Source organism: Pseudomonas sp., from assembly GCF_049301935.1.
Taxonomy (GTDB): Bacteria; Pseudomonadota; Gammaproteobacteria; order Pseudomonadales; family Pseudomonadaceae; genus Aquipseudomonas.
Genome location: NZ_JBAQLP010000072.1, coordinates 15232 through 39206, shown reverse-complemented (window position 1 = coordinate 39206; position 23975 = coordinate 15232). Strand labels below are relative to the sequence as shown.

Annotated in this window: 18 protein-coding genes; 3 read left to right on the top strand and 15 right to left on the bottom strand. The window is 62.1% G+C overall.

Features of this window, described 5'->3' with window-relative positions; genetic code table 11:
• From rpsO to WA145_RS10735, 3 genes are all read left to right on the top strand, one after another.
• A partial coding sequence (gene rpsO / locus WA145_RS10745; protein WP_422581572.1) for a 30S ribosomal protein S15 occupies positions 1 to 240 on the top strand: 240 nt, incomplete at its 5' end.
• 212 nt (positions 241 to 452) lie between these two features.
• Positions 453 to 2558, top strand: coding sequence for a polyribonucleotide nucleotidyltransferase (gene pnp / locus WA145_RS10740; RefSeq protein ID WP_422581571.1), 2106 nt, complete (start codon positions 453 to 455; stop codon positions 2556 to 2558).
• 337 nt (positions 2559 to 2895) lie between these two features.
• Positions 2896 to 3093 carry a CsbD family protein gene (locus WA145_RS10735; RefSeq protein ID WP_422581570.1) on the top strand — a complete coding sequence of 66 codons (198 nt, stop codon included), beginning with the start codon at positions 2896 to 2898 and terminating at the stop codon, positions 3091 to 3093.
• A gap of 70 nt (positions 3094 to 3163) precedes the next feature.
• On the opposite strand, the gene WA145_RS10730 is transcribed toward WA145_RS10735, so the two are convergent.
• From WA145_RS10730 to WA145_RS10660, 15 genes are all read right to left on the bottom strand, one after another.
• The gene (locus tag WA145_RS10730; RefSeq protein ID WP_422581569.1) at positions 3164 to 3463 is read right to left on the bottom strand and encodes a DUF2845 domain-containing protein; all 300 of its coding nucleotides are present in this window, start codon (positions 3461 to 3463) and stop codon (positions 3164 to 3166) included.
• A 21-nt stretch (positions 3464 to 3484) separates the two neighbouring features.
• On the bottom strand, positions 3485 to 3781 hold the full coding sequence (locus tag WA145_RS10725; RefSeq protein ID WP_422581568.1) for a DUF2845 domain-containing protein: 297 nt from the start codon (positions 3779 to 3781) through the stop codon (positions 3485 to 3487).
• Positions 3782 to 3793: 12 nt separating this feature from the next.
• Positions 3794 to 6790: a DUF748 domain-containing protein gene (locus WA145_RS10720; protein WP_422581567.1), complete on the bottom strand. Its 2997-nt coding sequence runs from the start codon at positions 6788 to 6790 to the stop codon at positions 3794 to 3796.
• Positions 6791 to 6891: 101 nt separating this feature from the next.
• Positions 6892 to 7908, bottom strand: coding sequence for a class I SAM-dependent rRNA methyltransferase (locus WA145_RS10715; RefSeq protein ID WP_422581566.1), 1017 nt, complete (start codon positions 7906 to 7908; stop codon positions 6892 to 6894).
• Between the two features lie 119 nt (positions 7909 to 8027).
• Complete coding sequence (locus WA145_RS10710; protein ID WP_422581565.1) at positions 8028 to 8246, bottom strand: hypothetical protein; 219 nt, start codon at positions 8244 to 8246, stop codon at positions 8028 to 8030.
• A 176-nt stretch (positions 8247 to 8422) separates the two neighbouring features.
• Positions 8423 to 9604, bottom strand: a complete 1182-nt coding sequence (locus WA145_RS10705; RefSeq protein WP_422581564.1) for an acetyl-CoA C-acetyltransferase — start codon at positions 9602 to 9604, stop codon at positions 8423 to 8425.
• Positions 9605 to 9699: 95 nt separating this feature from the next.
• On the bottom strand, positions 9700 to 10575 hold the full coding sequence (locus tag WA145_RS10700; protein ID WP_422581563.1) for an oxygenase MpaB family protein: 876 nt from the start codon (positions 10573 to 10575) through the stop codon (positions 9700 to 9702).
• A gap of 145 nt (positions 10576 to 10720) precedes the next feature.
• Positions 10721 to 12658 carry an acetate--CoA ligase gene (gene acs / locus WA145_RS10695; protein WP_422581562.1) on the bottom strand — a complete coding sequence of 646 codons (1938 nt, stop codon included), beginning with the start codon at positions 12656 to 12658 and terminating at the stop codon, positions 10721 to 10723.
• A 306-nt stretch (positions 12659 to 12964) separates the two neighbouring features.
• Positions 12965 to 14629, bottom strand: a complete 1665-nt coding sequence (gene pgi, locus WA145_RS10690; RefSeq protein WP_422581561.1) for a glucose-6-phosphate isomerase — start codon at positions 14627 to 14629, stop codon at positions 12965 to 12967.
• A 107-nt stretch (positions 14630 to 14736) separates the two neighbouring features.
• Positions 14737 to 15597, bottom strand: a complete 861-nt coding sequence (panC, locus tag WA145_RS10685; RefSeq protein WP_422581560.1) for a pantoate--beta-alanine ligase — start codon at positions 15595 to 15597, stop codon at positions 14737 to 14739.
• Positions 15594 to 16394, bottom strand: a complete 801-nt coding sequence (gene panB / locus WA145_RS10680) for a 3-methyl-2-oxobutanoate hydroxymethyltransferase (protein ID WP_422581559.1) — start codon at positions 16392 to 16394, stop codon at positions 15594 to 15596. Before panB ends, panC begins: the two co-directional genes overlap by 4 nt.
• Before the next feature lie 289 nt (positions 16395 to 16683).
• The gene (gene folK / locus WA145_RS10675) at positions 16684 to 17178 is read right to left on the bottom strand and encodes a 2-amino-4-hydroxy-6-hydroxymethyldihydropteridine diphosphokinase (protein WP_422581558.1); all 495 of its coding nucleotides are present in this window, start codon (positions 17176 to 17178) and stop codon (positions 16684 to 16686) included.
• A 205-nt stretch (positions 17179 to 17383) separates the two neighbouring features.
• Positions 17384 to 18790, bottom strand: a complete 1407-nt coding sequence (locus tag WA145_RS10670) for a polynucleotide adenylyltransferase PcnB (RefSeq protein WP_422581557.1) — start codon at positions 18788 to 18790, stop codon at positions 17384 to 17386.
• A gap of 700 nt (positions 18791 to 19490) precedes the next feature.
• Positions 19491 to 20918 (bottom strand): sigma-54-dependent transcriptional regulator, encoded by a 1428-nt coding sequence (locus WA145_RS10665; protein WP_422581556.1) that lies wholly within the window; start codon positions 20916 to 20918, stop codon positions 19491 to 19493.
• Positions 20919 to 20994: 76 nt separating this feature from the next.
• Positions 20995 to 23949 carry a sensor histidine kinase gene (locus WA145_RS10660; protein ID WP_422581555.1) on the bottom strand — a complete coding sequence of 985 codons (2955 nt, stop codon included), beginning with the start codon at positions 23947 to 23949 and terminating at the stop codon, positions 20995 to 20997.
• Positions 23950 to 23975: the final 26 nt, after the last annotated feature.

Below are 23975 nucleotides of genomic sequence, written 5' to 3'. Positions count from 1 at the left end.
ATCGTAACTGACTACCAGCAAGCTGCTGGCGACACCGGTAGCCCGGAAGTGCAAGTTGCACTGCTGTCCGCCAACATCAACAAGCTGCAAGGCCACTTCAAGGCCAACGGTAAAGACCACCACTCGCGTCGTGGCCTGATCCGTATGGTTAACCAGCGTCGCAAGCTGCTGGATTACCTGAAGGGCAAGGATGTCAGTCGTTACAGCGCCCTGATCGGTCGCCTGGGTCTGCGTCGCTAAGCAATGCTTACGCGTAGCTGACTGCCGAAGCTGGAAGTGGGGTTTGCCCCTGCTTCCAGCTTTTGCTTTTCTGCTTTAGCTGTTTTGGACGCTAGCGGGTCCGATTCCCGTAACCGCCCACAGATTCTGCAAGACCCGTTTGTTCACGTTGCAGTGATAGAACGGTTGCAAGAAACGCTTTCCCCAAGGGCAACAAAGAGAAGGAAAACACCGTGAACCCGGTAATCAAGAAGTTCCAGTTCGGTCAATCGACCGTTACCCTCGAGACTGGCCGTATCGCCCGTCAAGCCTCCGGCGCAGTGCTGGTCACCGTTGACGACGACGTGGCCGTACTGGTTGCCGTCACCGGCGCCAAGACTGCCGACCCAAGCAAGGGCTTTTTCCCGCTGTCGGTGCACTACCAGGAAAAAACCTACGCAGCCGGCAAGATCCCTGGCGGCTTCTTTAAGCGTGAAGCGCGCCCGAGCGAGAAAGAAACCCTGACCTCGCGTCTGATCGACCGTCCGATCCGTCCGCTGTTCCCAGAAGGTTTCCAGAACGAAGTGCAGGTTATCTGCACCGTGATCTCCACCAGCAAGAAGACCGATCCGGACATCGCTGCGATGATCGGTACCTCGGCTGCGCTGGCCATCTCCGGTATCCCGTTCAACGGCCCGATCGGTGCTGCGCGCGTAGCCTTCCACCCGGAAACCGGCTACCTGCTGAACCCGACTTACGAGCAGCTCAAGGCCTCGAGCCTGGACATGGTCGTAGCCGGTACCAAAGATGCCGTGCTGATGGTTGAGTCGGAAGCCAAAGAGCTGACCGAAGACCAGATGCTCGGTGCCGTACTGTTTGCCCACGACGAATTCCAGGTGGTGATCAACGCGGTTGCCGAGCTGGCTGCCGAAGCCGCCAAGCCGACCTGGGACTGGCAGCCAAAAGCTGAGAACACTGCACTGCTGAGCGCTATCCGTAGCGAATTCGGCGAGGCGATCTCCCAGGCTTACACCATCACCGTCAAGCACGAGCGTTATGCCCGTCTGGGCGAGCTGCGCAATGAAATCGTTGCCAAGTTCGCAGGCGACGAAGGTCAGCCGTCTGCTGGTGAAGTGAAAGACGCCTTCGGCGAAATCGAATACCGCACCGTGCGCGAGAACATCGTCAACGGCAAACCGCGTATCGATGGCCGTGACACCCGCACCGTGCGTGGCCTGAACATCGAAGTCGGTGTTCTGGACAAGACCCACGGTTCGGCGCTGTTCACCCGGGGCGAAACCCAGGCGTTGGTAGTCGCTACCCTCGGTACCGCGCGTGACGCGCAGCTGCTCGACACCCTCGAAGGCGAGCGCAAAGACCCCTTTATGCTGCACTACAACTTCCCGCCGTACTCGGTGGGCGAGTGTGGTCGCATGGGCGCCACTGGCCGCCGTGAAATCGGTCACGGCCGTTTGGCGCGTCGCTCCATCGCCGCCATGCTGCCAGCTGCCGACCAGTTCCCGTACACCATCCGTGTGGTGTCGGAAATCACCGAGTCCAACGGTTCGTCCTCGATGGCTTCCGTTTGCGGCGCTTCCTTGGCCTTGATGGACGCCGGTGTGCCGATGAAGGCACCGGTTGCCGGTATCGCCATGGGCCTGGTTAAGGAAGGCGAGAAGTTCGCCGTGCTGACCGACATCCTCGGCGACGAAGACCACCTGGGCGACATGGACTTCAAAGTAGCCGGTACCGCCAAGGGCGTCACCGCGCTGCAGATGGACATCAAGATCCAGGGCATCACCGAAGAGATCATGGAAATCGCCCTGAATCAGGCGCTGGAAGCACGCCTGAATATTCTCGGTCAGATGAACCAGGTGATCGCCACTTCGCGCACCGAGTTGTCGGCTAACGCGCCAACCATGATCGCGATGAAGATCGACCAGGACAAGATTCGCGACGTGATCGGCAAGGGTGGCGCGACCATCCGCGCGATCTGCGAAGAAACCAAGGCCTCGATCGATATCGAAGACGACGGTTCGATCAAGATCTTCGGCGAAACCAAGGAAGCGGCTGAGGCCGCGCGTCAGCGCGTACTGGGCATCACCGCGGAAGCTGAAATCGGCAAGATTTACGTCGGCAAGGTTGAGCGCATCGTCGACTTCGGTGCCTTCGTCAACATCCTGCCGGGTAAAGACGGCCTGGTGCACATCTCCATGCTGAGCGACGCTCGGGTTGAGAAAGTCACCGACATTCTGAAAGAAGGTCAGGAAGTTGAAGTACTGGTACTGGACGTGGATAACCGCGGCCGTATCAAGCTGTCGATCAAGGATGTAGCCGCTGCCAAAGCCTCGGGTGTGTAAACACCACGTCGTTTAGTAGCAGAACAGAGGGCCCTTCGGGGCCCTCTTTTTTGTCTGCGAAAAACCGAGCCGTTATGCCTCGCCGTCTGTAGTGGTCACAGGTGTCGTGCAAGATGCCCTGTGCAGCTGGCCCTAACATGCAGACTGCACGACTCAGGCTGTTCTTTATTTTTGTAAGTAATTGATATTTATCAATAAAATAAATTTTTTAGATTGGCACAGCGCTTGCGATAGTACTCAGGTATCGCCGAAGCACTTAAAACTGCCGAATAACCCAAGGACGTGAGCCGGGCGAGCTGACTCAGCCTGGCAACCACTCAACGACGAGGACACTCAGATGAATGCTGACATTATCAAAGGTAAGTGGAAGCAAATTAATGGCCGCATTAAGGAGCGTTGGGGCAACCTGACCGACGATGACCTGGACGTCGCCGAGGGCCATAGCGAGTACCTGGCCGGCAAGCTGCAAGAGCGCTACGGCTGGACCAAGGAAAAGGCGCAGGACGAGCTGCGTGAGTTCAGCAGCAAGCTGTAATCAGCTGTAAAAAAGCCCCGCAGGCATTGCTTGCGGGGCTTTTTTACAGGTAAAGGATAGGCAGCGGTGGTTATCTGCCGCGCTTGCTTTCGATCTTGATCAGGCGATTGCCTTCGAAACGCAGAAATTGATACATGCCATTGCGCGGGCCATAGGCCCATTCCTCCACGGCGACTTCATTGCGAAACCCGTATTCGTCGAGCACCTCCCGGTAGCCGACAAATTCACGGCTGATCGGTTCGCCACATTTGCTGCTGACGATGCTGGTCGAGTCGTCAAGGCTGATCAACCCGCTGTCGCAGCGCAGGGTTGAAGAGGCGTGAGCGCCCAGGGGAAGGAGTATCAGCAGGCTGCAGATCAGTTTCTTCATCATGACTTCCGAGAGAAGGGTTTAGCGACTACGGCGCCGCTCAATAGCGCGCAAACGTGTGCCTTCGAAGGTGAGAATGCTCAGCATGCCGTTATCCGGTCCGTAGACCCATTCCTCGATCTGGTATTCGCGGCGCTCGTTCGGGCCGAGGGAGTAGCCGACCAGGTCGCGAAAGGCCGGCTCGCCGCATTTCTGCAGTACCTCAAAACGCCGGGCATCCAGGCTTACCAGTTGGCTGCCGCAGCGCAGCGTTTCGGCCTGGGCCAGAAACGGTGCGCCCGCCAGGGCAAGGAGCAGCGTTGTAGCCAATACGCGCATATGACGAAGACCTTACTCGCTGCCGAGGTGCAGGGTGGTGGCGACGCGGCCATCGGCGTCAGCCTGTGCAATGTTGACATCCAGCAGGTAAATACGTTCGTCGGCCAGGCCGCCGCGTTCGACCAGGTAGTTCTTTATTTCTGCCGCCCGTGCCTGGGCCAGCTGCCGCTGCAGCAGTTCGCTCTGTGCCCAGGATTGCAGCACGGCTTCGCGCATCTTCGCGCTGCGTTCCGCGTCGGCCAGTTCAGTCCACTCGGCCGGTGGTTGCTGTTTAAGGCGGGTGCGGTAGATGCCTTCGAGCAGCACCGCCTTGTCGGCTTCATCCACCGCCAGCTCACTGGCGTCAGCGGGTACATCATCACCGCGGCGTTGCAGCATCTTGTACCAGGTGTTCTGGTATTCGCGTTCCAGGCGCGCGGCGGCCAGTGGCGGGCCGTCGCTGCTTTGCGCGCTCATGCCTTCGATCTCCAGGCGCAGGGTCGGCCGTGCCTTGAGGGCGCTGGCCAGGGTGTCCAGGGCTTTCTGCGCGTCGCCATCGAGTTCGATTGCGCCGGCAGTGAAACGTACGGTGCTGAGGTCGACATCGCTGCCACCGCTGACCAGCCCACCGATAAATTTGAACGGCGCCTGGGCCGCCCGCAGGATCAGGTTGCGCAGGGTCTGCCAGACAATCGGCATCACGCTGAATTGCGGGCTGTTGAGGTTGCCCTGCACCGGTAGCTGGATCTCGATATTGCCGTCGGTGTCCTTGAGCAGGGCCACGGCCAGGCGAATCGGCAGGTCCATGGCGTCCTTGCTGTCGACTTTCTCACCCAGTTGCAGGTCTTCCAGCAGCAGCTTGTTCTCGGCGTTGAGCTGGCCTTGCTCGATCCGGTAATGCAGGTCGAGGTTGAGTCGACCCTTGCGGATGCGGAAGCCGGCGAACTTGCCGGAGTAGGGCGTCAGGGTGGTCAGCTCGACGTTCTTGAAGCTGGTGGCGATATCCAGGCTGTTCATCGGGTCGAACGGGGTGAGCTGGCCCTTGATGCTGACCGGCGCGTACTTGTCGACTTTGCCCTGAATATCCACGCTGGCGGTTTTCGCGCTCTGGTTGTCGAGCGTGCCGATCTGGCCGTTGAGTTGTTGGATGGCGGTGGCGAAGTTGGGCGTCAGGCTGAGGTCGGCAAAATTGGCCGAACCGTCCTTGATGCTGATGCCGCCGATGCGAATCGGCAGCGGCTTCTCGGCCGGTGCTTTGACGGGCGTGGCGCTGGCGGGTTGGGGCACCAGCAGGTCGTTGATATTGGTGCTCAGGTCTTCGTTGATGATAAAGCGCACATAGGGCTGCTGCAGTTTGATGTGGCCGATCGCCAGGCCCTTGCCGTGTTGGTAATCGAGCCCCTCAAGCAGCACCTGCTGCCATTTAAGGAAGTCGCGGTCCTTGAGCGTGTCGAGGGTATGCAGCTGGTTGATCTCGGCGTGCCCGGCAACGCTGAAGGCCAGCGGTTCGACGCTTTGCAGGTCAACCGCCAGGTCGCTGCCCAGCTTGCCGCTGCGTAGCTCCAGACGCACGAAGGGGCTCAGGTAGGTTTGCGCCAGGCGCAGGTCGATATCGCGGGTGGCAACCTGCAGCTTGGCCGTGGTGGGGGTCAGCTGCACCTGGCCGTCGGCCTTGATCTGCCCGGTTTTATTCACTCCAGTGTCGAGCTTGAGGACGAAGGGGGAGGTGCCCAGGCTGTCGAAGTTGCTTAGGTCGAGATTGAGTGGGGCCAGATCGATGTTGACGTCCGCACCGCCGGCGCGATCGGCCAGATGCACCTGAGAGTCGCGCAATTGCACGTCACGCAGGATCACCTGCCAGGGTTTGCGGGGTTCTTGCGGCTGGCCGGCAGTGGCGGTTTCCAGCTCGGCGGATTGCTCTGCGGTGGTCGGCTCGGTTGGGTCGTTTATCGGCGCGGCTTCTGTTGTCGCGTTGGCGTCTGCGCCACCCTCATTTGCAGCTGGAGCTGGAGCTGGTTTGACGGGTTGGCTGGCCAGCAGTTTCTGCCAGTCGAGCTGGCCATCAGCTTCGCGCGCGGCCCAGGTTTCTAGCTGCTGGCTACGAATTTTGCCGACTATGACCTGCTGCTTGGCCAGGTCCACGCTGGTTTCGCTGATATCCAGGCGTTCCAGGCGCAGCAGCGGTTTGTCCGCCGGGCTCTTGATGGCAAAGTCGCTGATGCTGAGCTGGGTGTTGCTCAGCAGCAGTTCGCTGCCTTTGGTCAGGTTCAGGCTGTAGTCGCTGCTGAGGTTGATGGTGCCGTCCTCCAGAACCAGCGGTACGGCATCGCGTACATAGGGCCAGATGGCTTTCAGCTTGCCGTCAGTCACTTTCAGGCTGCCGCTGGAGCTGATCGGCACCAGGCTGAGGTTGCCGGTCCAGTCGATGCGTCCGCCTTTGGGACCGATGGCGATCAGGCTCATGTCGGCACTGTCGCCTTGCAGGGTGCTGAGGTTGTGCAGTTCGAAGCTGAGGTCGTCGTATACAAACTCGATCGGCTCGCTGGGACGCAGGTCTTGAAAGTGCAGGTTGCCGCCACTCAGCTTGATCCGCGCGATCCGCAGCGGGAACGGCTCGCCGGCCGGCTCTTCGGCCGCGGGCTGTGGGCTGGCCGGCAGCTTGAACAGCTGGGTCAGGTTGAGCCGGCCGTCCTTGCCGAACAGCACTTCGCTGTGCGGCTTGTCCAACTCGATATCGGCCAGATGCAATACGCCGTTCCACAGGCTGTCGAGTTGCAGGTTGGCATACAGCCGTTCGAAGGCGACCTGCGGCTGTTCGGCTGCGCCAATCTGCAGGCCCCAGAGGCTGAGCTCCAGGCTGAACGGGTTGAGTTGCAGGCGCTGTAGCGTGGCGGGTACTGCGGCGTATTGCGCCAGCTGTTGGTTGGCGATGCGCAGGCCGATGCCGGGCAGAATCAAAAAGCCCAGCAGGCTGTAGAGGGCAACGGCGATGGCAATGGCGCTGGCGGCGCGCTTTATTCCTTTAAGCATAAGAGCGTCATCTATCCCGACGATAAATGCCTTGGAGTATGGCACGCGCGTACGGTTCCACAGCGGCTCTGCATGGGATTTTCTATGCTTTGCGGGGTCGATCAGAATTGCAGGATCAGGGTCTTCAGCGGCGGCTGGCCATCCTGCGAGGGAAAGTCGCTGGCCGGCGGCAGCACCTGGCAATCGCGCACCGGGCGACCGAGTTTTTCCGCGCAGCGCAGCACCTGCTCGCGCCAGTCGCTGAGGGCGACTTTCGCCAGGTTGTTGCAGCAGATCAGCACGCCATCAGCGGCGGTGGCGAGAATCGCCGGCTTGAGCAGGCTTTGGTAATCGCGCAGCAGGTCGACGGTACCGAAGGCGCTTTTGGCCCAGGCCGGTGGGTCGAGCAGCACCAGATCGAACTGACGCTGCTCCAGGCGCGGGTAATGCGGCAGCTTCTGCCCACGCCGCGCGTTGATCGGCAGCCCGGCCAGTTGGCGGATCGCCGGGAAGTAGTCCGACTGGACAAACTGCATGGCGGGTAACTCGGGGTTGAGCGCGCCGTTTTCGCGACCCACCGCCAGATTGCCCTCAGCAAAATCCAGGTTAAGCACCTCGCTGGCCCCTCCTGCTGCTGCACTCAAGCCGACGCCGCAGGTATAGGCGAACAGGTTGAGCACCGACTTGCCGACGCTGTGGGCTTTGACCCAGCCACGGGCGTTACGCAGGTCGAGAAACAGCAACGGGTCTTGCCCGGCATGGCGGCCACGCACGCGGTAGTTGAGGCCCCATTCATGGCCGATCAGGTCTTCCAGCGCGGCCGGCTCGGCCTGGTAGACCGCATCCGTGCGGTCGATCCGCGAGTTGCCCTGGGAGCGGTCGTTGTACACCAACAGCAGTGGGGCGCTAAGGCTGGCCTGGCATTGTTCGGCCAGTTGCAGCAGTTCGTCGCGATTGAGGCTCTGGTGAAAGCTCTGCACCAGTAGTTGCCGGCCGTAACGGTCGACGGTCAGGCCGCCGGCACCTTCCTGGCTGCCGTGGAACAGGCGATAACAGTCGGTGCCTTGCTGATGCAGTTCGGCCAGCAGGTCTTGACGATTGTTCAGCGCGGCGCGCAGCGCCTGGTCGAGGGAGAGCATGCGCGGCGACTCGAAAAAGGAGGGCGCGCAGTTTATCAAGATTCACCTGCCGGGACGCAGGCTCGGCAAAAACAGCAAGGGCGCCCTAAGGTGCCCTTTAATTTGCGAGTGTTATTTGATCAGGCGATGCGGTTAGCGCCAGTGCGATCTGCGCCACCTTCGGCTACGCGGTTGCCGCCAGTGCGGTCGGCACCGTCTTCGGCGATACGGTTGCTGCTGGTACGGTCAAAACCATCAGCGGCGATGCGGTTGCTTAGGCTGCGTTCTGCGCCGTCTGCGGCGAAAACATGGCTGGTCAGGCTGGCGGCAAGCAGGGAAACGATCAGGTACTTGTTCATGGTGGCGTCCTCGGAAGAGTGGGGTAAGTGACTACGGGGCTGATGTTGCGCCGCAGCCCGACTCTTGAGAAACGCAGGTGGTCAATAGCAATCATCAGTGCCGTCGATGGCAAATAAAAAAGCCGGCCCCCGGATTGATGGGGCCGGCTTTTTGTCGCTATGGCTGAGCGCTGTTATCAGGCCCGTTCGATAGCCAGTGCCACGCCCTGACCGCCGCCTATGCACAGGGTGGCGAGGCCTTTTTTGGCGTCGCGCTTGATCATCTCGTGCAGCAGGGTGACCAGCACGCGGCAGCCGGAGCCGCCGATTGGGTGGCCGAGGGCGATGGCGCCACCGTTGACGTTGACCTTGCTGGCATCCCAATTCAATTCTTTACCGACCGCCAGGGCTTGCGCGGCAAAGGCTTCGTTGGCTTCGATCAGGTCCAGCTCATTCAGGTTCCAGCCGGCTTTTTCCAGGCAGCGCTTGGTGGCTGAAACCGGGCCGATGCCCATGATTGCCGGATCGACGCCGGCGTTGGCGTAGCTGGCGATTTTCGCCAGTACCGGCAGGCCGAGGGCCTGGGCTTTGGCGGCGCTCATCAGCAGCACGGCGGAGGCGCCGTCGTTGAGGCTGGAAGCGTTGCCGGCGGTGACGCTGCCGTCCTTCTTGAACGCAGGCTTGAGTTTGCCCAGGGATTCGGCGGTGGTGCCGGCGCGTGGCTGCTCGTCAGTGGTGAAGGCCACAGGGTCGCCTTTGCGCTGGGGGATCAGGATCGGGGTGATTTCGTCGGCGAAGCGCCCGGCTTCGATGGCTGCACAGGCTTTCTGCTGCGACGCGGCGGCAAAGGCGTCTTGGGCTTCACGGCTGATGTCGTATTTGTCGACCAGGTTCTCGGCGGTGATGCCCATGTGGTAATCGTTGAAGGCGTCCCACAGGCCATCGGTGATCATGCTGTCGATCAGCTTGGCGTGACCCATGCGCAGGCCGGTGCGCGCGCCAGGCATGACGTAGGGGGCCAGGCTCATGTTTTCCATACCGCCGGCGATGATCACCTCGGCGTCGCCGCAGCGGATCGCCTGGGCACCCAGGTGCAGGGCTTTCAGACCCGAGCCGCAGACCTTGTTCAGGGTCAGCGCCGGCACTGCATGGGGCAGGCCGGCGAGGATCGCGGCCTGACGCGCCGGGTTCTGCCCGCTACCGGCGGTGAGTACCTGGCCGAGGATCACTTCATCGACCTGCGCGCCGTCCAGGCCGGTCTGTTCCAGCAGGCGGCGGATTACCGCAGCGCCCAGTTCCGGTGCCGGGATATTCGCCAGCGCACCCTGGAAGCTGCCGATAGCGGTGCGGGTGGCGGCAACGATGACGACGTCTTGCATAACGCGATCCTCACAAATGACAGGCGCGGCGGGCCGCGAAAGGTCGCTATGGTGGCACAGCGGCTTTGTGTACGGCCAGTGCGCGAACCGGCCGGTCAGCGTGGTGGCAACTGCAAACGTTTGCGCGCGCGGTGAATGGCGCCGCCGCGCACTGCCCAGCGCAGCACCGGGGCCAGGCTGTGCACGCCAGCGTGGATCAGCCGGCTGCGCGCCGGGCTGATCTGTTGGCCGAGCATCTCCTGCGCCCACTCCGGCAGCAGGTCGATACCCGCCTGCATCAGCAGTTTGGCCGCCGGGGCGGCGAGGGCGCTGGGGGCTGGTGCATGGAGCAGGATGCGCAGAATTTCCAGGGAGCGTTCGTCGCAGCACAACTCGGGGCGCACAGCCGCCAGGTAGGCGGCGACCTCGGCGCGTGAGCGCGGCACCTGGCTGGCCCCCAGGCGTGCAGCGATCAGGGCGATTTCCGCGTAGTAGCGGTCCTGATCGGCCTCGCTTAGTTGCGGGTTGCGGTAACGCAGATGAGCCTGAAGAAAGCTGTGCACCTCGGCCACATGCACCCAGGTCAGCAGCGCCGGGTCACTGGCGGCGTAGGCGCGGCCATCCGGGGCGGTGCCGCTGACCTTGAGGTGAATGGTTTTCACCTTGTCGATCAGCCAGTCGGCGTCGGCGCGCGAGCCGTAGGTGGTGCCGGAAATAAACTGTCCGGTGCGGCGCAGGCGGCCGAGCAGGTCGTCGCGAAAGTTCGAGTGGTCCCACACCCCGGCCAATGCCAGTGGATGCAGGGCTTGCAGCAGTAAGGCGCTGATGCCGCCGATCAGCATGCTGGTGAAGTCGCCATGCACCTGCCAGCTCACCGAATCCGGGCCGAACAGGCCGGGGTCGCCTAGGGGCTGTTCGAAGTCGATCTGGCCGAGGGCGATACCGCTGAGGCTGAGCACCTGACGTTCGATGCGGCGGCGGATAAATTCCATAGGGCGCTAAGGCTCGGCTGAAGGACTGTAGGAGCCAGCTGCCTGGTGATCAGCTGCGGATCGCCAGGCAGCAACCGCTCCCGGCGGCTTATTGCATTTCCTCCATCCATGGAGGTCACAAGCTGGCTCCTACATGGGCATGGCGTTATTGATTGAGCCGTTGCTTGATCAGTCCGTCCACCACGCTGGGGTCGGCCAGGGTCGAGGTGTCGCCCATGTTTTCCAGCTCGTTGCAGGCGATTTTGCGCAGGATGCGCCGCATGATCTTGCCCGAACGGGTCTTCGGCAGGGCGGGTGCCCACTGGATCAGCTCGGGCTTGGCGAAACTGCCGATTTCCTTGCCGACCAGGGCCAGCAGTTCCTTCTTCAGCGCGTCGTTGACTTGCACGCCGTTCATCGGCGTGACAAAGGCGTAGATGCCCTGGCCCTTGAGATCATGCGGGTAGCCGACCACCGCGGCCTCGGCCACGGCGTCGTGTAACACCAGGGCGCTTTCCACCTCGGCGGTGCCGATGCGGTGACCGGAGACGTTGATCACATCGTCCACCCGTCCGGTGATCCAGTAGTAACCGTCCTCATCGCGGCGTGCGCCGTCGCCGCTGAAGTAGTAACCGGGGTAGGGCTTGAGGTAGGTGTCGATCATCCGCTGATGATCACCGTAGACGCTGCGAATCTGGCTCGGCCAGCTGTCCTTGATCGCCAGCACGCCTGAGCCAGGGCCGTGGATTTCCTTACCCTGCTCATCCAGCAGTACCGGCTGTACGCCGAAGAACGGCCGGGTCGCCGAGCCGGGTTTGAGGTCGGTGGCGCCGGGCAGCGGGGTGATCAGGATGGCGCCGGTTTCGGTCTGCCACCAGGTATCGACAATTGGGCAACGGCGCTCACCGACCACGTTGTAATACCACTCCCAGGCCTCCGGGTTGATCGGTTCGCCCACCGAGCCGAGCAGGCGCAGGCTGGCGCGGCTGGTCTGCTGCACCGGGCCCTCGCCCTCGCGCATCAGGGCGCGCAGGGCGGTGGGGGCGGTGTAGAAGATATTCACCTGATGCTTGTCGATCACCTGCCAGAAGCGCGAGGCATCCGGGTAGTTCGGCACACCCTCGAAGATCAGGCTGGTGGCGCCGTTGGCCAGGGGGCCGTAGACGATATAGCTGTGCCCGGTGACCCAGCCAACATCGGCGGTGCACCAGTAAATATCGCCCTCGTGGTAGTCGAATACATATTTGTGGGTCATGGCGGCCATCAGCAGGTAGCCGCCGGTGCTGTGCAGCACGCCTTTTGGCTTACCGGTGGAGCCGGAGGTATAGAGGATAAACAGCGGGTCCTCGGCGTCCATCGGCTCGGGCGGGCAGTCGCTGGAGGCGTCGTGCAGGGCTTCGTGGTACCAGATGTCGCGGCCTTCGATCCAGTCGATCTGGCCCTGGGTGCGTTCGACCACTACCACCGTGCTGACATCCGGGCAGCTCTGCAGCGCCTTGTCGACGTTGGCCTTGAGCGCCACGTATTTGCCGCCGCGTACGCCTTCATCGGCGGTGATCACCACGTGGCAATCGGCATCCAGAATGCGGTCGCGCAGGGCGTCCGGGGAGAAACCGCCGAACACCACCGAATGCACCGCGCCGATGCGCGTGCAGGCGAGCATGGCGTAGGCGGCCTCGGGGATCATCGGCATATAGATGCACACTCGATCGCCCTTTTTCACCCCACGGCTTTTCAGCACGTTGGCCAGGCGGCAGACATGGCTGTGCAGCTTGTTGTAGGTGATATTGGCCGATTCGCTGGGGTTGTCGCCTTCCCAGATCAGCGCGATCTGCTCGCCGCGTTGTTGCAGATGGCGGTCGATGCAGTTGTAGCTGACATTCAGCTGGCCACCCTTGAACCAGGAGCCCTGACCGCTGAGCAGGTCACCCTGTTGCACGCTGGTCCAGGGTTTGCTCCAGTCGAGGAAGGCCTTGGCCTGCTCGGCCCAGAAGGTTTCCGGCTGCTCGATCGACTGCTGGTAAAGACGCAGGTAGTCGTCGTTGTTCAGGTGGGCGCGTTGGCGCATGGCGTCGGGTACGGGGTGGCGGGTAATTTCGAACATGGCGGGTCCTTGTTGTTTTCCGCGATGCCCTTAAGGGTGGACCAGGCGGGGGCTTGGTTCAAGTGCTGGCCCTGTGCATCCATGCCGGGCCGTGAGTCGTGTGTGATTAGCAGGCCGTTGAAAAATCTAGGCGAGGCAGCTGAGACAAGGCGAAAACAGGCGAGGAAGCGGAGTTTACTGGCTGTAAATGAGCATTACTCGCTTCGCTCGCCCTACGGGCCGCGCTGAAGCGCGTTAGCCGCAAGCGGCTTGCCGAGCCTGTTTTCAACGCAGTATCAGCAACGTAGGTAGTTTTTCAACGGCCTGCTAGCCGCGATGGCGCTCGCGGAAGTGCTGGATCAACCCTTGGGTCGAGGCATCACTGGCCGGCGTGTCGAGTTGCCCGGTCAGGCGCTGGTAGACGCCCTGACCGAGCTCCTTGCCCAGTTCGACGCCCCACTGGTCGAAGGCGTTGATGCCCCAGATGGCGCTCTGCACGAAGACCTTGTGCTCATACAGGGCCACCAGCGCGCCGAGGCCAAACGGGTCGACGCGGTTGAGCGCGAGGATATTGCTCGGGCGGTTGCCGGGAATCATCTTGTGCGGCGCCAGGCGTTGCACTTCAGCCTCTTCCAGGCCCTTGGCGCGCAGCTCGGACTCGGCTTCCTCGCGGGTTTTGCCATGCATCAGCGCCTGGCTCTGCGACAGGCAGTTGGCGAACAGCCACTGGTGATGGTCGGCCAGCGGGCTGAAGCTGTTGACTGGCACGATAAAGTCGGCCGGGATCAGCTGGGTGCCTTGGTGCAGTAACTGGTGATAGGCGTGTTGACCATTGCAGCCGACGCCGCCCCAGATCACCGAGCCGGTATTGAAGTCTACGGGGCTACCATCCTGGCGTACTGATTTGCCATTGGACTCCATATCCAGCTGTTGCAAGTGCTTGGTGAAGTTGCGCAGGTAATGGTCGTACGGCAGGATCGCCTGGCTTTTCGCGTCCCAGAAATTGCCATACCAGATACCCAGCAGGGCCATCAGCACCGGCATGTTCTCGGCCAATGGCGCCTGGGTGAAGTGCTGGTCCATGGCATAGGCGCCGGCCAGCAGCTCCTTGAAGTTGGAGATGCCAATCGCCAGGGCAATCGGCAGACCGATGGCCGACCACAGCGAATAGCGCCCGCCGACCCAGTCCCACATCGGGAAGACGTTTTCCGCCTTGATGCCGAACTCGACGGCGGCCTTCTGGTTGCTGCTCACCGCGATAAAGTGCTTGTGCAGCTCGGCTTCCGGGCCGCCCATGGCCAGGTACCAGTCGCGGGCGGCGAGGGCGTTTTTCAGGGTCTCCAAGGTTCCAAAGGACTTGGACGAGACGATAAACAGGGTGGTTTCCGGGTTCAGCCGGGCAGTCAGGTCGCGGAACTCGCTACCGTCGATATTGGCCAGGTAATGACAGCGCACGCCGCGCTGGGTAAACGGCCGTAGCGCCTCGGAAACCAGCTGCGGGCCGAGGAAGGAGCCGCCGATACCGATATTCACCACCTCGGTGATGGGTTTTTCGCTGTAGCCGCGCCATAGGCCGCTGTGGATGCGGCTGACCAGGTCGGTCATCTGGTTGAGCACGCGATGGACCTGGGGGATCAGGTCGACACCATCGAGCTTCAGGCTGCGGCCAATCGGGCTGCGCAGGGCGGTGTGCAGAGCAGCGCGGCCTTCGGAGGCATTGACTTTGTCACCCTTGAACAGCGTCTGGATGGACTCCCCCAACTGGCTTTGTTCGGCCAGTTGCACCAGCAGTGCCAGGGTCTTTTCGTCGATCAGGTTCTTCGAGTAATCCAGCAGCAGGCCGCAGCTGCTCAGGGAGAAGCGGTTAAAGCGCTGCGCATCGCTGGCAAAGGCCTCGCGCATGCTGAAATCGTTCATCTGCTCGCGGTGCTGGCGCAGCGCCTGCCAGGCGGGCAGGCTGGTGACGTCATGCGGCTGCTGGAAATAGGCCATCGGTGCGTGTTCCTTGCTCTGGGTGCGACGATTTATGCAAAAAAGCCCGGAGTGATCCGGGCCTTGAGTGTAACTGGCGCTGGCTGGGCCAGCATCCACGCAGTGGATCAGCCTGGCGTGTCGAGGTCGAAGGCCAGGTTGTCGATCAGTCGGGTGCTGCCGATAAAGGCGGCGACCAGAATCACCAACTGACGATCATCGGCGGTGGCCGGGCGCAGGCTATTGGCTTCGCGTACTTCCAGGTAATCCGGGCGAAAGCCGGCGGCGCTGTGTTGCTGCTGCGCAGCATTGATCAGCTTGGCGTAGTCGCGCTCGCCGGCACGAATCGCCGTGGCCATCTCCTGCAACGAACGGTACAGCACGGGCGCGGCTTCACGCTGTTCGGCGTTTAGGTAGCCGTTGCGTGAAGACAACGCCAGGCCATCGTCGGCGCGTACGGTGGGCTCGCCAATAATCTGGATCGGCATATTCAGGTCGCGCACCAGGGTGCGGATCACCGCCAGTTGCTGGAAATCCTTCTGGCCGAAGATCGCCAGATCCGGCTGCACCATATTGAACAGCTTGCTCACCACGGTGGCCACGCCTTCAAAGTGTCCAGGGCGGCTGGCGCCACACAGTCCTTCGGAAACCCCCGGTACGCTGACGCGGGTCTGGTCGTGCATGCCGTGCGGGTACATGTCCTCGACATCCGGGGTGAACAGCAGATGGCAACCGGCTTCGACCAGCTTTTCCTGGTCGGCGAGCAGGGTACGTGGGTACTTGTCGAGGTCTTCGCTGGGGCCGAACTGCAAGGGGTTGACGAAGATGCTGGCGACCACAAAATCGGCGCGCTGGGCGGCTTTTTCCACCAGCGCGGCGTGGCCGGCGTGCAGGTTGCCCATGGTCGGCACGAAGGCGATCTGTTTGCCTTCGGCACGCGCCTGGGCAACAGCGGCGCGCAACTCGCGCACGCTTTTAACTGTGTTCATGCAGAAAATCCATGTTCGGCTGCTGGGAAGCTCTGGTCTTTGACCGCTTTAACGTAGGCGCTGATGGCGTGCTGGATGCTGCTCTGGCCGGCCATAAAGTTCTTCACGAACTTCGGCGTGCGCCCGCTCAGGGACAGCCCGAGCATGTCGTGTAGCACCAACACCTGGCCGTCGGTGGCACCGCCAGCGCCGATACCGATCACCGGGATCTTCACCGCCTGGCTGATTTCTGCGGCCAGCTCGCTGGGCACGCATTCGAGCAGCAGCATGGCCGCGCCGGCCTGCTCCAGGGCCATGGCATCGGCACGCATCTGCCGCGCCTGGGCTTCCTGGCGGCCTTGTACCTTGTAGCCACCGAGAATATTCACCGCCTGCGGGGTCAAGCCGAGGTGCGCGCACACCGGCACGCCGCGCTCGGCCAGGTGACGAATCGGCTCGGCCAGCCAGGCCGCGCCTTCGAGCTTGACCATATGCGCACCGGCCTGCATCAACGCGGCGCTGTTATTGAGGGCCTGCTCAAGCGTGGCATAGGCCATAAACGGCAGGTCGGCGAGGATCAGCGCGCCCTGATTGCCACGTTTGACGCTGGCGGTGTGGTACGCCATCTCGGCGACAGTGACGGGCAGCGTGCTGTCATGGCCTTGCAAGACCATGCCCAGGGAATCGCCCACCAGCAGCACATCGACGCCGGCCTGGCAGGCCGTCTGGGCGAACGTGGCGTCATAGCAGGTCAGCATGGCGATCTTCTCGCCGCTCTGCTTGAGGCTTTGCAGGGTGGTCAGGGTTACATCAGGCATGAAAACTGTCCTCACTCAGGCGTTCAGTCAGCAGTTGTGCTGCTTCAAGTTGGCCTGCATTGGCCTCGATTTGCACCGGTGCGGAGCAACGGGACGCCTATAGTCCTGATGGGGGGGCGCGAAGTCAATTGCAGGTGTTACCGGCCTGTTACTGACGTTACCGTCAATGAAACCTACTGCGCTCGGTTATGCGCCATGAAAAGCAGGTGCAACGCGGCAATGGCGGACAAGCAGAAGGCTTGTCCGCCATTGCCGTGCGAGCCGTGGACAAGGCGGCACCATGTCCACCCTACAAAGGCGATTCGTCTATGCGTTCCAGGCCTTCGAAGGGGCAGGCGGCGAGCAGTTCGCCAAGGGCGCGACCGTCCGGCAGGCGTAGCTGCGGGGCGATTTCCGCCAGCGGGTAGAGGACGAAGGCGCGGGCATGCATATGGTAGTGCGGCACGGTAAGGCGCGGCTCATCCAGCTGGCGTTGGCCGAACAACAGGATATCCAGATCGAGGGTGCGCGGACCCCAGCGTTCAGCCTTGCGTGTGCGGCCCTGTTCCAGCTCAATGGTTTGCAGCGCATCGAGCAGGGCCAGTGGGCTGAGTTCGGTGTCCAGTGCGGCCACAGCATTGACGTAGCGCGGCTGATCCGCCGGGCCCAGCGGGTCGCTGGCATAGAAGGACGACTGGGCGCTCAGGCGGGTATGCGGCAGCGCGGCCAGGGCGGCCAAAGCGCTGCGCAGTTGTTCGAGCGGGGCGGCCAGGTTGCTGCCCAGGCCGATATACACGCGCTCCATTAGCGTGAAAGTCGCGCAGCGACGACGGCTGATGTCCTTCTCCCTCCGGGAGACCAATCGGCAGGATTGCCGATTGGCACGGCGCAAGCCGCCCGCAGGGTGAGGTACAGGGATGTACCGAATGCAGGTGGCGCGAAGCGCCGGATGAGGGTCGGGCACGCCACGCAGGCTTTTATGATTCGACAAGACACTTGTGCGGCCTCGTCTATTCGCCGGCAGGGCTGCTTGGGCTGTCGCTCGCCGGGCCGCGTTTGCGCTTGCTGGTGCTGCGTTTGCGCTTGCGTGGCGCGCCGGGGCCATCGTCCTTGCTGCTGAGGTCGCGGATCATAGTGCGCCGCTCGCTGTCGCTAACGTCCTGATAGCGGGTCCACCATTCGCCCAGGCCGCCGGTTTCCTCGCCCGCGCTTTCACGCAGCAGGAGGAAGTCGTAACCGGCACGGAAGCGTGGGTTTTCCAGGAGCATGTCGGCGCGTTTGCCGCTGCGGCGTGGCAGACGCTCCTGCATATCCCAGATTTCGCGGATCGGCATGGTGAAGCGCTTGGGCACGGCAATCCGCTGGCATTGCTCGCTGATCAGTTCGTGAGCGGCTTCCTGCATGGCCGGGATCGGCGGCATACCGCGATCCTGCAGCTTGATCACGCGGGCCGGCAGGGCGGGCCACAGCAGCGCCGCGAGGAGGAAGGCCGGGGTGACGGTCTTGCCCTGTTGAATGCGCAGATCGGTGCTGTCCAGCGCATTGCGGATCAGCTGGTCGGTGTAGTCCGGGTTGAGTTTCAGTGCTTCGGCGCTGGCCGGGAACAGTTGGCCGAACAGGCCGTAATCCACCAGCAGCTCGTAGGTGTACACCGCGTAGCCGGCGAGAAACAACTTGAGCACTTCATCGAACAGGCGCGCAGCGGGGATGCCGCCGAGCAGCGGCGCCAGTTTGTAGATCGGCGCGGCGCTGTGTTTCTCGATATCGAAATCCAGCTTGGCGGCAAAGCGTACCGCGCGCAGCATGCGCACCGGGTCTTCCTGGTAGCGCTGGGTCGGGTCGCCGATCAGGCGGATCAGGTGATTGCGAATATCGTGCACGCCGTTGGCGTAATCGAGGATGCGCTCGGTGCCCGGGTCGTAATACAGCGCGTTGATGGTGAAGTCGCGGCGCTGGGCGTCGTCTTCCAGGCTGCCATAGACGTTGTCGCGCAGGATGCGCCCGCTCTCATTGCGTGAAGACAGGTTGCTGTTCTCTTCTTCATCGCCTTCGGGATGGTTGGCGCGGAAGGTCGCCACTTCGATGATTTCGCGGCCGAAATGCACATGCACCAGCTTGAAGCGGCGGCCGATCACCCGGGCATTGCGGAACTCGGCACGCACCTGCTCGGGTGTGGCGCTGGTGGCTACGTCGAAATCCTTGGGGTCGATATCCAGCAGCAGATCGCGTACGCAGCCACCGACCAGATACGCCTGGTAGCCGGCCTGTTGCAGGCGCTCGACCACGCTGATGGCGTAGCGGCTGATTTCACCGCGCTCGATCGGGTGCTGGCTGCTGCTCAGCACTTCGGGCGTGCTGTGCGAGTGGTTGCCACGACGGATGGGGCTACGAAAGGACTTGAACAGCTTTTTCAGCATGGGAGGCACTGTTTGACTAAATGACTGGCCAGAGTATATGCCGGCCGCAGGAATGGCGCGGATTCTAGCATTGAGTCGGGGTTTGATGGAGGAAACGACTGGAAAGGGCGGCAGGCGGGGGATTTGAAGCTACTGGGGGAGCCGAAGCTCCCCCCCAAATTGGTGCGTGCTGTGTTTTTATTATTATGGCGGGCTTGTTGTTTTTGTTGATTTGCCCGTTCCATCCAGTCAAGGACTTTTGCAAAACTTCCCAAGCTGGGAACTAAGAGCAAACGGATTGCTTTGGATGCTGATGTTGCCATGATCACACTGTGATCCAACCAGTTCTGGCGCTGCCTTGGGGCAGTTTTATCATTCTCGGCCTGGTTTTAGGGCAAGCCCCAAAGGCAATTCCTTACCAAAAGAATCAGTTAGCTACGCCTCCGCGTTGTTGTTTTTATTATGCTGGAGTCGGTACGTCTTATTTTTATTAGGGTTGCAGCGTGCTTGTTATTGTTGTTATGCCAGCAATAAAGCAGAACCCGTGCCAGTTTTTGCAATCCCTTTTAAAACAAGGTGTTGAGCCGTGGTGAGGGCGATGAGATGGCATAAAAAAGCCGGGTTCCCGTTACCGTAAGCCCCGGCTTTTGTTACTAGATGTTGAATGGGTAACAGCTGAGGGAACCTCTAAGGCGCACATCTGTCACCCTGGCGCGCCGCTCTAGCCGGCGGTTGCCCCCGAGGATTTGCGCCGTGGGATGCCCAGGCGTTGGCGGCGCTCCCATAAACATTTGCGGCTGATACCGAGTTTGCGCGCCAGTTCGGTCTCGGTCATGTGGTCCTGGTGCTCGAGAACGAAGTGCTGGAAGTAATCTTCCAGTGACAGGTCTTCGGTCGGTTCGCTCGGCTCATGGCCCAGGCCGCCGCTTTGTGCGGGCAGTCCGGTGAAATCGTCTTCCAGGTCATCCAGTTCGATATCGATGCCCAGTAGCTCGGCGGAAATGCTGTTGCCTTCGCAGAGAATCACTGCGCGCTCGATGGCGTTTTCCAGTTCGCGCACGTTACCCGGCCAGGGGTAATGACGAATCGCCTGCTCGGCATCCGCAGCAAAGCTCAGGTCGAGACGGCCCTGGCGAGTGCTCTGACGAATCAGGAAGGCACGGGCGATTTCGATTACGTCCGCCCCGCGCTCACGTAGCGCGGGCAGCTTGAGGGCGATCACGTGCAGGCGGTAATACAGGTCTTCGCGGAACTGGCCGATCTTCGACAGGCTTTTCAGGTCGCGGTGGGTCGCGGCGATCAGCCGTACATCAACCTTCTGCGACTGCACCGAACCGACCCGGCGGATCTCACCTTCCTGCAACACGCGCAGCAGGCGCGCCTGGGCTTCCAGGGGCAGTTCGCCGATTTCATCGAGGAACAGGGTGCCGCCGTCGGCCGCTTCGACCAGGCCGGCACGGCCAGCGCTGGCGCCGGTAAAAGCGCCTTTCTCATGGCCGAATAATTCGGATTCGATCAGTGATTCCGGGATGGCCGCGCAGTTCACCGAGATCAGCGGCGCCTTGGCACGGCGCGACAGGTTGTGCAGGGCGCGGGCCACCAGCTCCTTGCCGGTGCCGGACTCGCCCTGAATCAGCACGTTGGAATCAGTCGGCGCGACCTTGCGGATCTTGCTGTACATCTCCTGCATGGCCGCGCAGGAGCCGATGATGCCGATTTCGCCGTTGCTGTTGTCCACCACCTTGTCGCTGCTGGCTTTCGCCGTGCTGGTTGCGGGTGCTGGTGCGCTCTTGGCCTGCTGGTGATCGCGCAGGATGCGCGCCACGGCCTGGAGCATTTCATCGTGATCGAAGGGTTTGGCGATGTAATCCACCGCGCCCATCTTCATCGAGTCGACCGCCGAGCGCAGGCTGGCGTAGCTGGTCATGATCAGCACCGGGGTGCCTTGGCCGAGCTTGATCAGCTCGGTGCCGGGCGCGCCCGGCAGGCGCAGGTCGCTGACGATCAGGTCGAAGCTGGGGATGCTGAAGCGCTCTTGCGCTTCCTGCACCGAGCCGGCTTCGCTGACTTCGTATTGGTTACGTTCGAGCAGGCGACGCAAGGCAGAGCGGATAATGGTTTCGTCTTCGACGATCAAAATATGAGGCATCAATTCGGTCTCTCGACGGTCTCGGGGCATGCCGCTGGGCTAAGAGGCCTGGCAGGCATGCTCGCGGGTAGCTGGTTTAAGTCGCTAGGGACGTCGCCTCGACATGCCGCGGCAGGCTGACCCTAATGCGGGTGCCACGTTGCAATTGCGGGTCGGCCGGGCTGTCGATTGTTATCTGTCCATAATGCTCTTCCACGATCGAATAGACCAGCGCAAGGCCCAGCCCCGTCCCTTTGCCCGGGTCCTTGGTGGTGAAGAAAGGTTCGAACAAGCGGTCGATGATCGCCTTGGGAATACCGCTGCCTTCGTCCTCGACGATCAGGTCGATGGTGTGCTCGAACACTTCGCTCTTGACCCGGATTGCGCTGCCGGGCGGCGATGCATCGCGGGCGTTGGACAGCAGGTTGATCAGCACCTGTGCCAGGCGCTGCGGGTCGCCGATTACCCAGTGATCGGAGTCGCAGAGGTTGAAGAACTGCACCTCGACGCTACGCCGGTTAAGGGCCAGCAGGGCGATAGCGTCCTGGGCCACCTGGGCCAGGCACACCGGCTCTTCACTGTTCTGGTGGCTGCCGGAATGGGCAAAGCTCATCAGCGACTGAACGATGCGCGACACGCGCTTGGTCTGTTCGATGATCTGCTCGCTGATCTCGGTCAGTTCGCTGTCGCCCTCGCGCTCTTCGCGCAGGTTCTGCGCCAGGCAGGCAATGCCGGTGATCGGGTTGCCGATCTCATGGGCGACGCCTGCGGCCAGGCGGCCGATGGAGGCCAGGCGCTCGGAATGCACCAGCTTGTCTTCGAGCATCTGCGTTTCCGTGAGGTCTTCAACCAGCAGCACCAGGCCGCTGTTACCCGGCGCCAGGGGCTCGTCGATGGCCGCCTTGTGCAGGTTGAGCCAGCGGGTCTGGCCGTCGAGGGCCAGGCGCTGTTTGTGCAAGTGCTCGTCGGGCAATTCGATAAAGTTCTGCAGCAGACCGCGCCAGGGTTCGCCGAGGGTATTCAGGCGTGAGCCGACCACGCGTTGCGCGGGGATTTCGGTGAGTTCTTCCATGGCCTTGTTCCACATCAGGATCTCCTGATCCTTGGCCAGCGAGCAGACGCCCATGGGCAGTTCCTGCAGAGTCTGGCGGTGGTAGCGGCGCAGGGTGTCGAGTTCGGCTGCCAGGCCGGTGAGGCGCGAGTGGTAGTCCTCCAGGCGGTTCTCGATAAAATGGATGTCCTCGGTGACATAGGTTTCGCTGCCGGCTTTATAGGGCAGGAAGGTTTCGACTATGTCCTGGGCCACGCTGGGGCCCATCAGTCCGGACAGGTTGGCCTCAAGGCGGTCGCGCAGGCGGCGCAGGGCATAGGGGCGGCCTTCATCGAACGGCAGATGCAGGTCGCGCAGGGCCTGCTCCACTTCCCGCTGGGCGGTCTTGGCGCCCAGGGGTTTGGCCAGTTGCGCGGCAAACTCCTGCGGCGAGGCGGCCAGCAGTTCACGCCGTTGCGGGCGGCGCACGTTGTCCACGGCGCAGGCTTCGGCAGCGCTTTTCTCTTCCGGACTGGCCTCGGTAAACAGCGATACCAGGGTAAATACCAGCACGTTGGCGGCCAATGAGGCGATGGCCGCCAGGTGCCAGCTGCTGTCATCCAGTACATAGACCATGTTGAACCAGGGCAGGTACAGCCCCTGCAGATTGCCGAGCATCGGCAACAGCATGCTCACCACCCACACGCCGATCCCCGCCAGCAGCCCGGCGATAAAGCCTTTGCGGTTGGCGGTCGGCCAGTACAGCACCGAGAGCACACCGGGGAGGAATTGCAGGGTGGCGACGAAGGCGACGATGCCCAGGTTGGCCAGGTCCTGTTCGGCGCCGAGCAATAGATAGAAGCCGTAGCCGGCCATGATGATCAGCAGGATCAGCGCGCGGCGGGTCCACTTCAACCAGCGATAGATATTGCCTTCCGACGGCGGCTGATACAGCGGCAGCACCACATGGTTGAGCACCATGCCCGACAGCGCCAGGGTGGTGACGATGATCAACCCGCTGGAGGCCGACAGACCGCCGACATAGGCGATCAGCGCCAGGGTCTGGCTATTGACCGCGATACCGACGCCGAGGGTGAAGTATTCCGGGTTGGTGGTGGCCCCCAGCTTGAGCCCGGCCCAGAGAATCAGCGGCACCGCCAGGCTCATCAACAGCAGAAACAGCGGCAGCCCCCAGCTGGCGCTGACCATGGCGCGCGGGTTGAGGTTCTCGGTAAAGGTCATGTGGTACATGTGCGGCATAACGATGGCCGAGGCGAAGAACACCAGCAGCAGGGTGCGCCACGGGCCTTCCTGCAGCGGCGTGTGCAGGCTGGTCAAGGACGCCTGGTTCTGCACCAGCCAGGATTGCAGGTCCTGCGGGCCGTCGAATACCCCATACAGGGCGTACAGGCCGATTATGCTGATCGCCACCAGCTTGACCACCGACTCGAAGGCGATGGCGAACACCAGGCCCTCGTGTTTTTCACGGGTGGCGATATGCCGGGCGCCGAACAGGATGGTGAACAGGATGATCAGCCCGCAGTAGGCCAGGGCCACGCGCTCCTGTACCGGCTCGCGGGTGAGGATGCCGATGGAATCGGCCACCGCCTGAATCTGCAGGGCCAGCAGCGGCAGCACGCCGACCAGCATAAACACCGTGGTCAGGGCGCCGGCCCAGGTGCTGCGAAAGCGGAAGGCAAACAGGTCGGCCAGGGATGACAGTTGGTAGGTGCGGGTAATACGCAGGATCGGGTAGAGCAGCACCGGCGCCAGCAGAAACGCCCCGGACACCCCCAGGTAGCTGGCGAGAAAACCGTAGCCGTACTGATAGGCCAGGCCCACCGTGCCGTAGAAGGCCCAGGCGCTGGCGTAGACGCCCAGCGACAGGGTGTAGGTCAGCGGGTGACGGATTATCCTGCGCGGAATCAGGCCGTGTTCACTGATCCAGGCCACGCCGAACAGAATAAGAAGGTAGGCCGCGCTGATCAGGATCAGCTGGCTCAGGCTAAAGCTTGTCAGCATCACATTGGCTCTGCCGCGAAGAAGGG

Coding starts and splice junctions, on each gene's coding strand:
- acs (WP_422581562.1), bottom strand. CDS start 12,658: ATGTTCGAAATTACCCGCCACCCCGTACCCGACGCCATGCGCCAACGC.
- WA145_RS10710 (WP_422581565.1), bottom strand. CDS start 8,246: ATGAACAAGTACCTGATCGTTTCCCTGCTTGCCGCCAGCCTGACCAGC.
- panC (WP_422581560.1), bottom strand. CDS start 15,597: ATGAACACAGTTAAAAGCGTGCGCGAGTTGCGCGCCGCTGTTGCCCAG.
- WA145_RS10670 (WP_422581557.1), bottom strand. CDS start 18,790: ATGCTGAAAAAGCTGTTCAAGTCCTTTCGTAGCCCCATCCGTCGTGGC.
- WA145_RS10705 (WP_422581564.1), bottom strand. CDS start 9,604: ATGCAAGACGTCGTCATCGTTGCCGCCACCCGCACCGCTATCGGCAGC.
- WA145_RS10735 (WP_422581570.1), top strand. CDS start 2,896: ATGAATGCTGACATTATCAAAGGTAAGTGGAAGCAAATTAATGGCCGC.
- WA145_RS10720 (WP_422581567.1), bottom strand. CDS start 6,790: ATGCTTAAAGGAATAAAGCGCGCCGCCAGCGCCATTGCCATCGCCGTT.
- panB (WP_422581559.1), bottom strand. CDS start 16,394: ATGCCTGATGTAACCCTGACCACCCTGCAAAGCCTCAAGCAGAGCGGC.
- folK (WP_422581558.1), bottom strand. CDS start 17,178: ATGGAGCGCGTGTATATCGGCCTGGGCAGCAACCTGGCCGCCCCGCTC.
- WA145_RS10700 (WP_422581563.1), bottom strand. CDS start 10,575: ATGGAATTTATCCGCCGCCGCATCGAACGTCAGGTGCTCAGCCTCAGC.
- WA145_RS10665 (WP_422581556.1), bottom strand. CDS start 20,918: ATGCCTCATATTTTGATCGTCGAAGACGAAACCATTATCCGCTCTGCC.
- WA145_RS10715 (WP_422581566.1), bottom strand. CDS start 7,908: ATGCTCTCCCTCGACCAGGCGCTGCGCGCCGCGCTGAACAATCGTCAA.
- WA145_RS10730 (WP_422581569.1), bottom strand. CDS start 3,463: ATGAAGAAACTGATCTGCAGCCTGCTGATACTCCTTCCCCTGGGCGCT.
- WA145_RS10660 (WP_422581555.1), bottom strand. CDS start 23,949: ATGCTGACAAGCTTTAGCCTGAGCCAGCTGATCCTGATCAGCGCGGCC.
- pgi (WP_422581561.1), bottom strand. CDS start 14,629: ATGGCCTATTTCCAGCAGCCGCATGACGTCACCAGCCTGCCCGCCTGG.
- WA145_RS10725 (WP_422581568.1), bottom strand. CDS start 3,781: ATGCGCGTATTGGCTACAACGCTGCTCCTTGCCCTGGCGGGCGCACCG.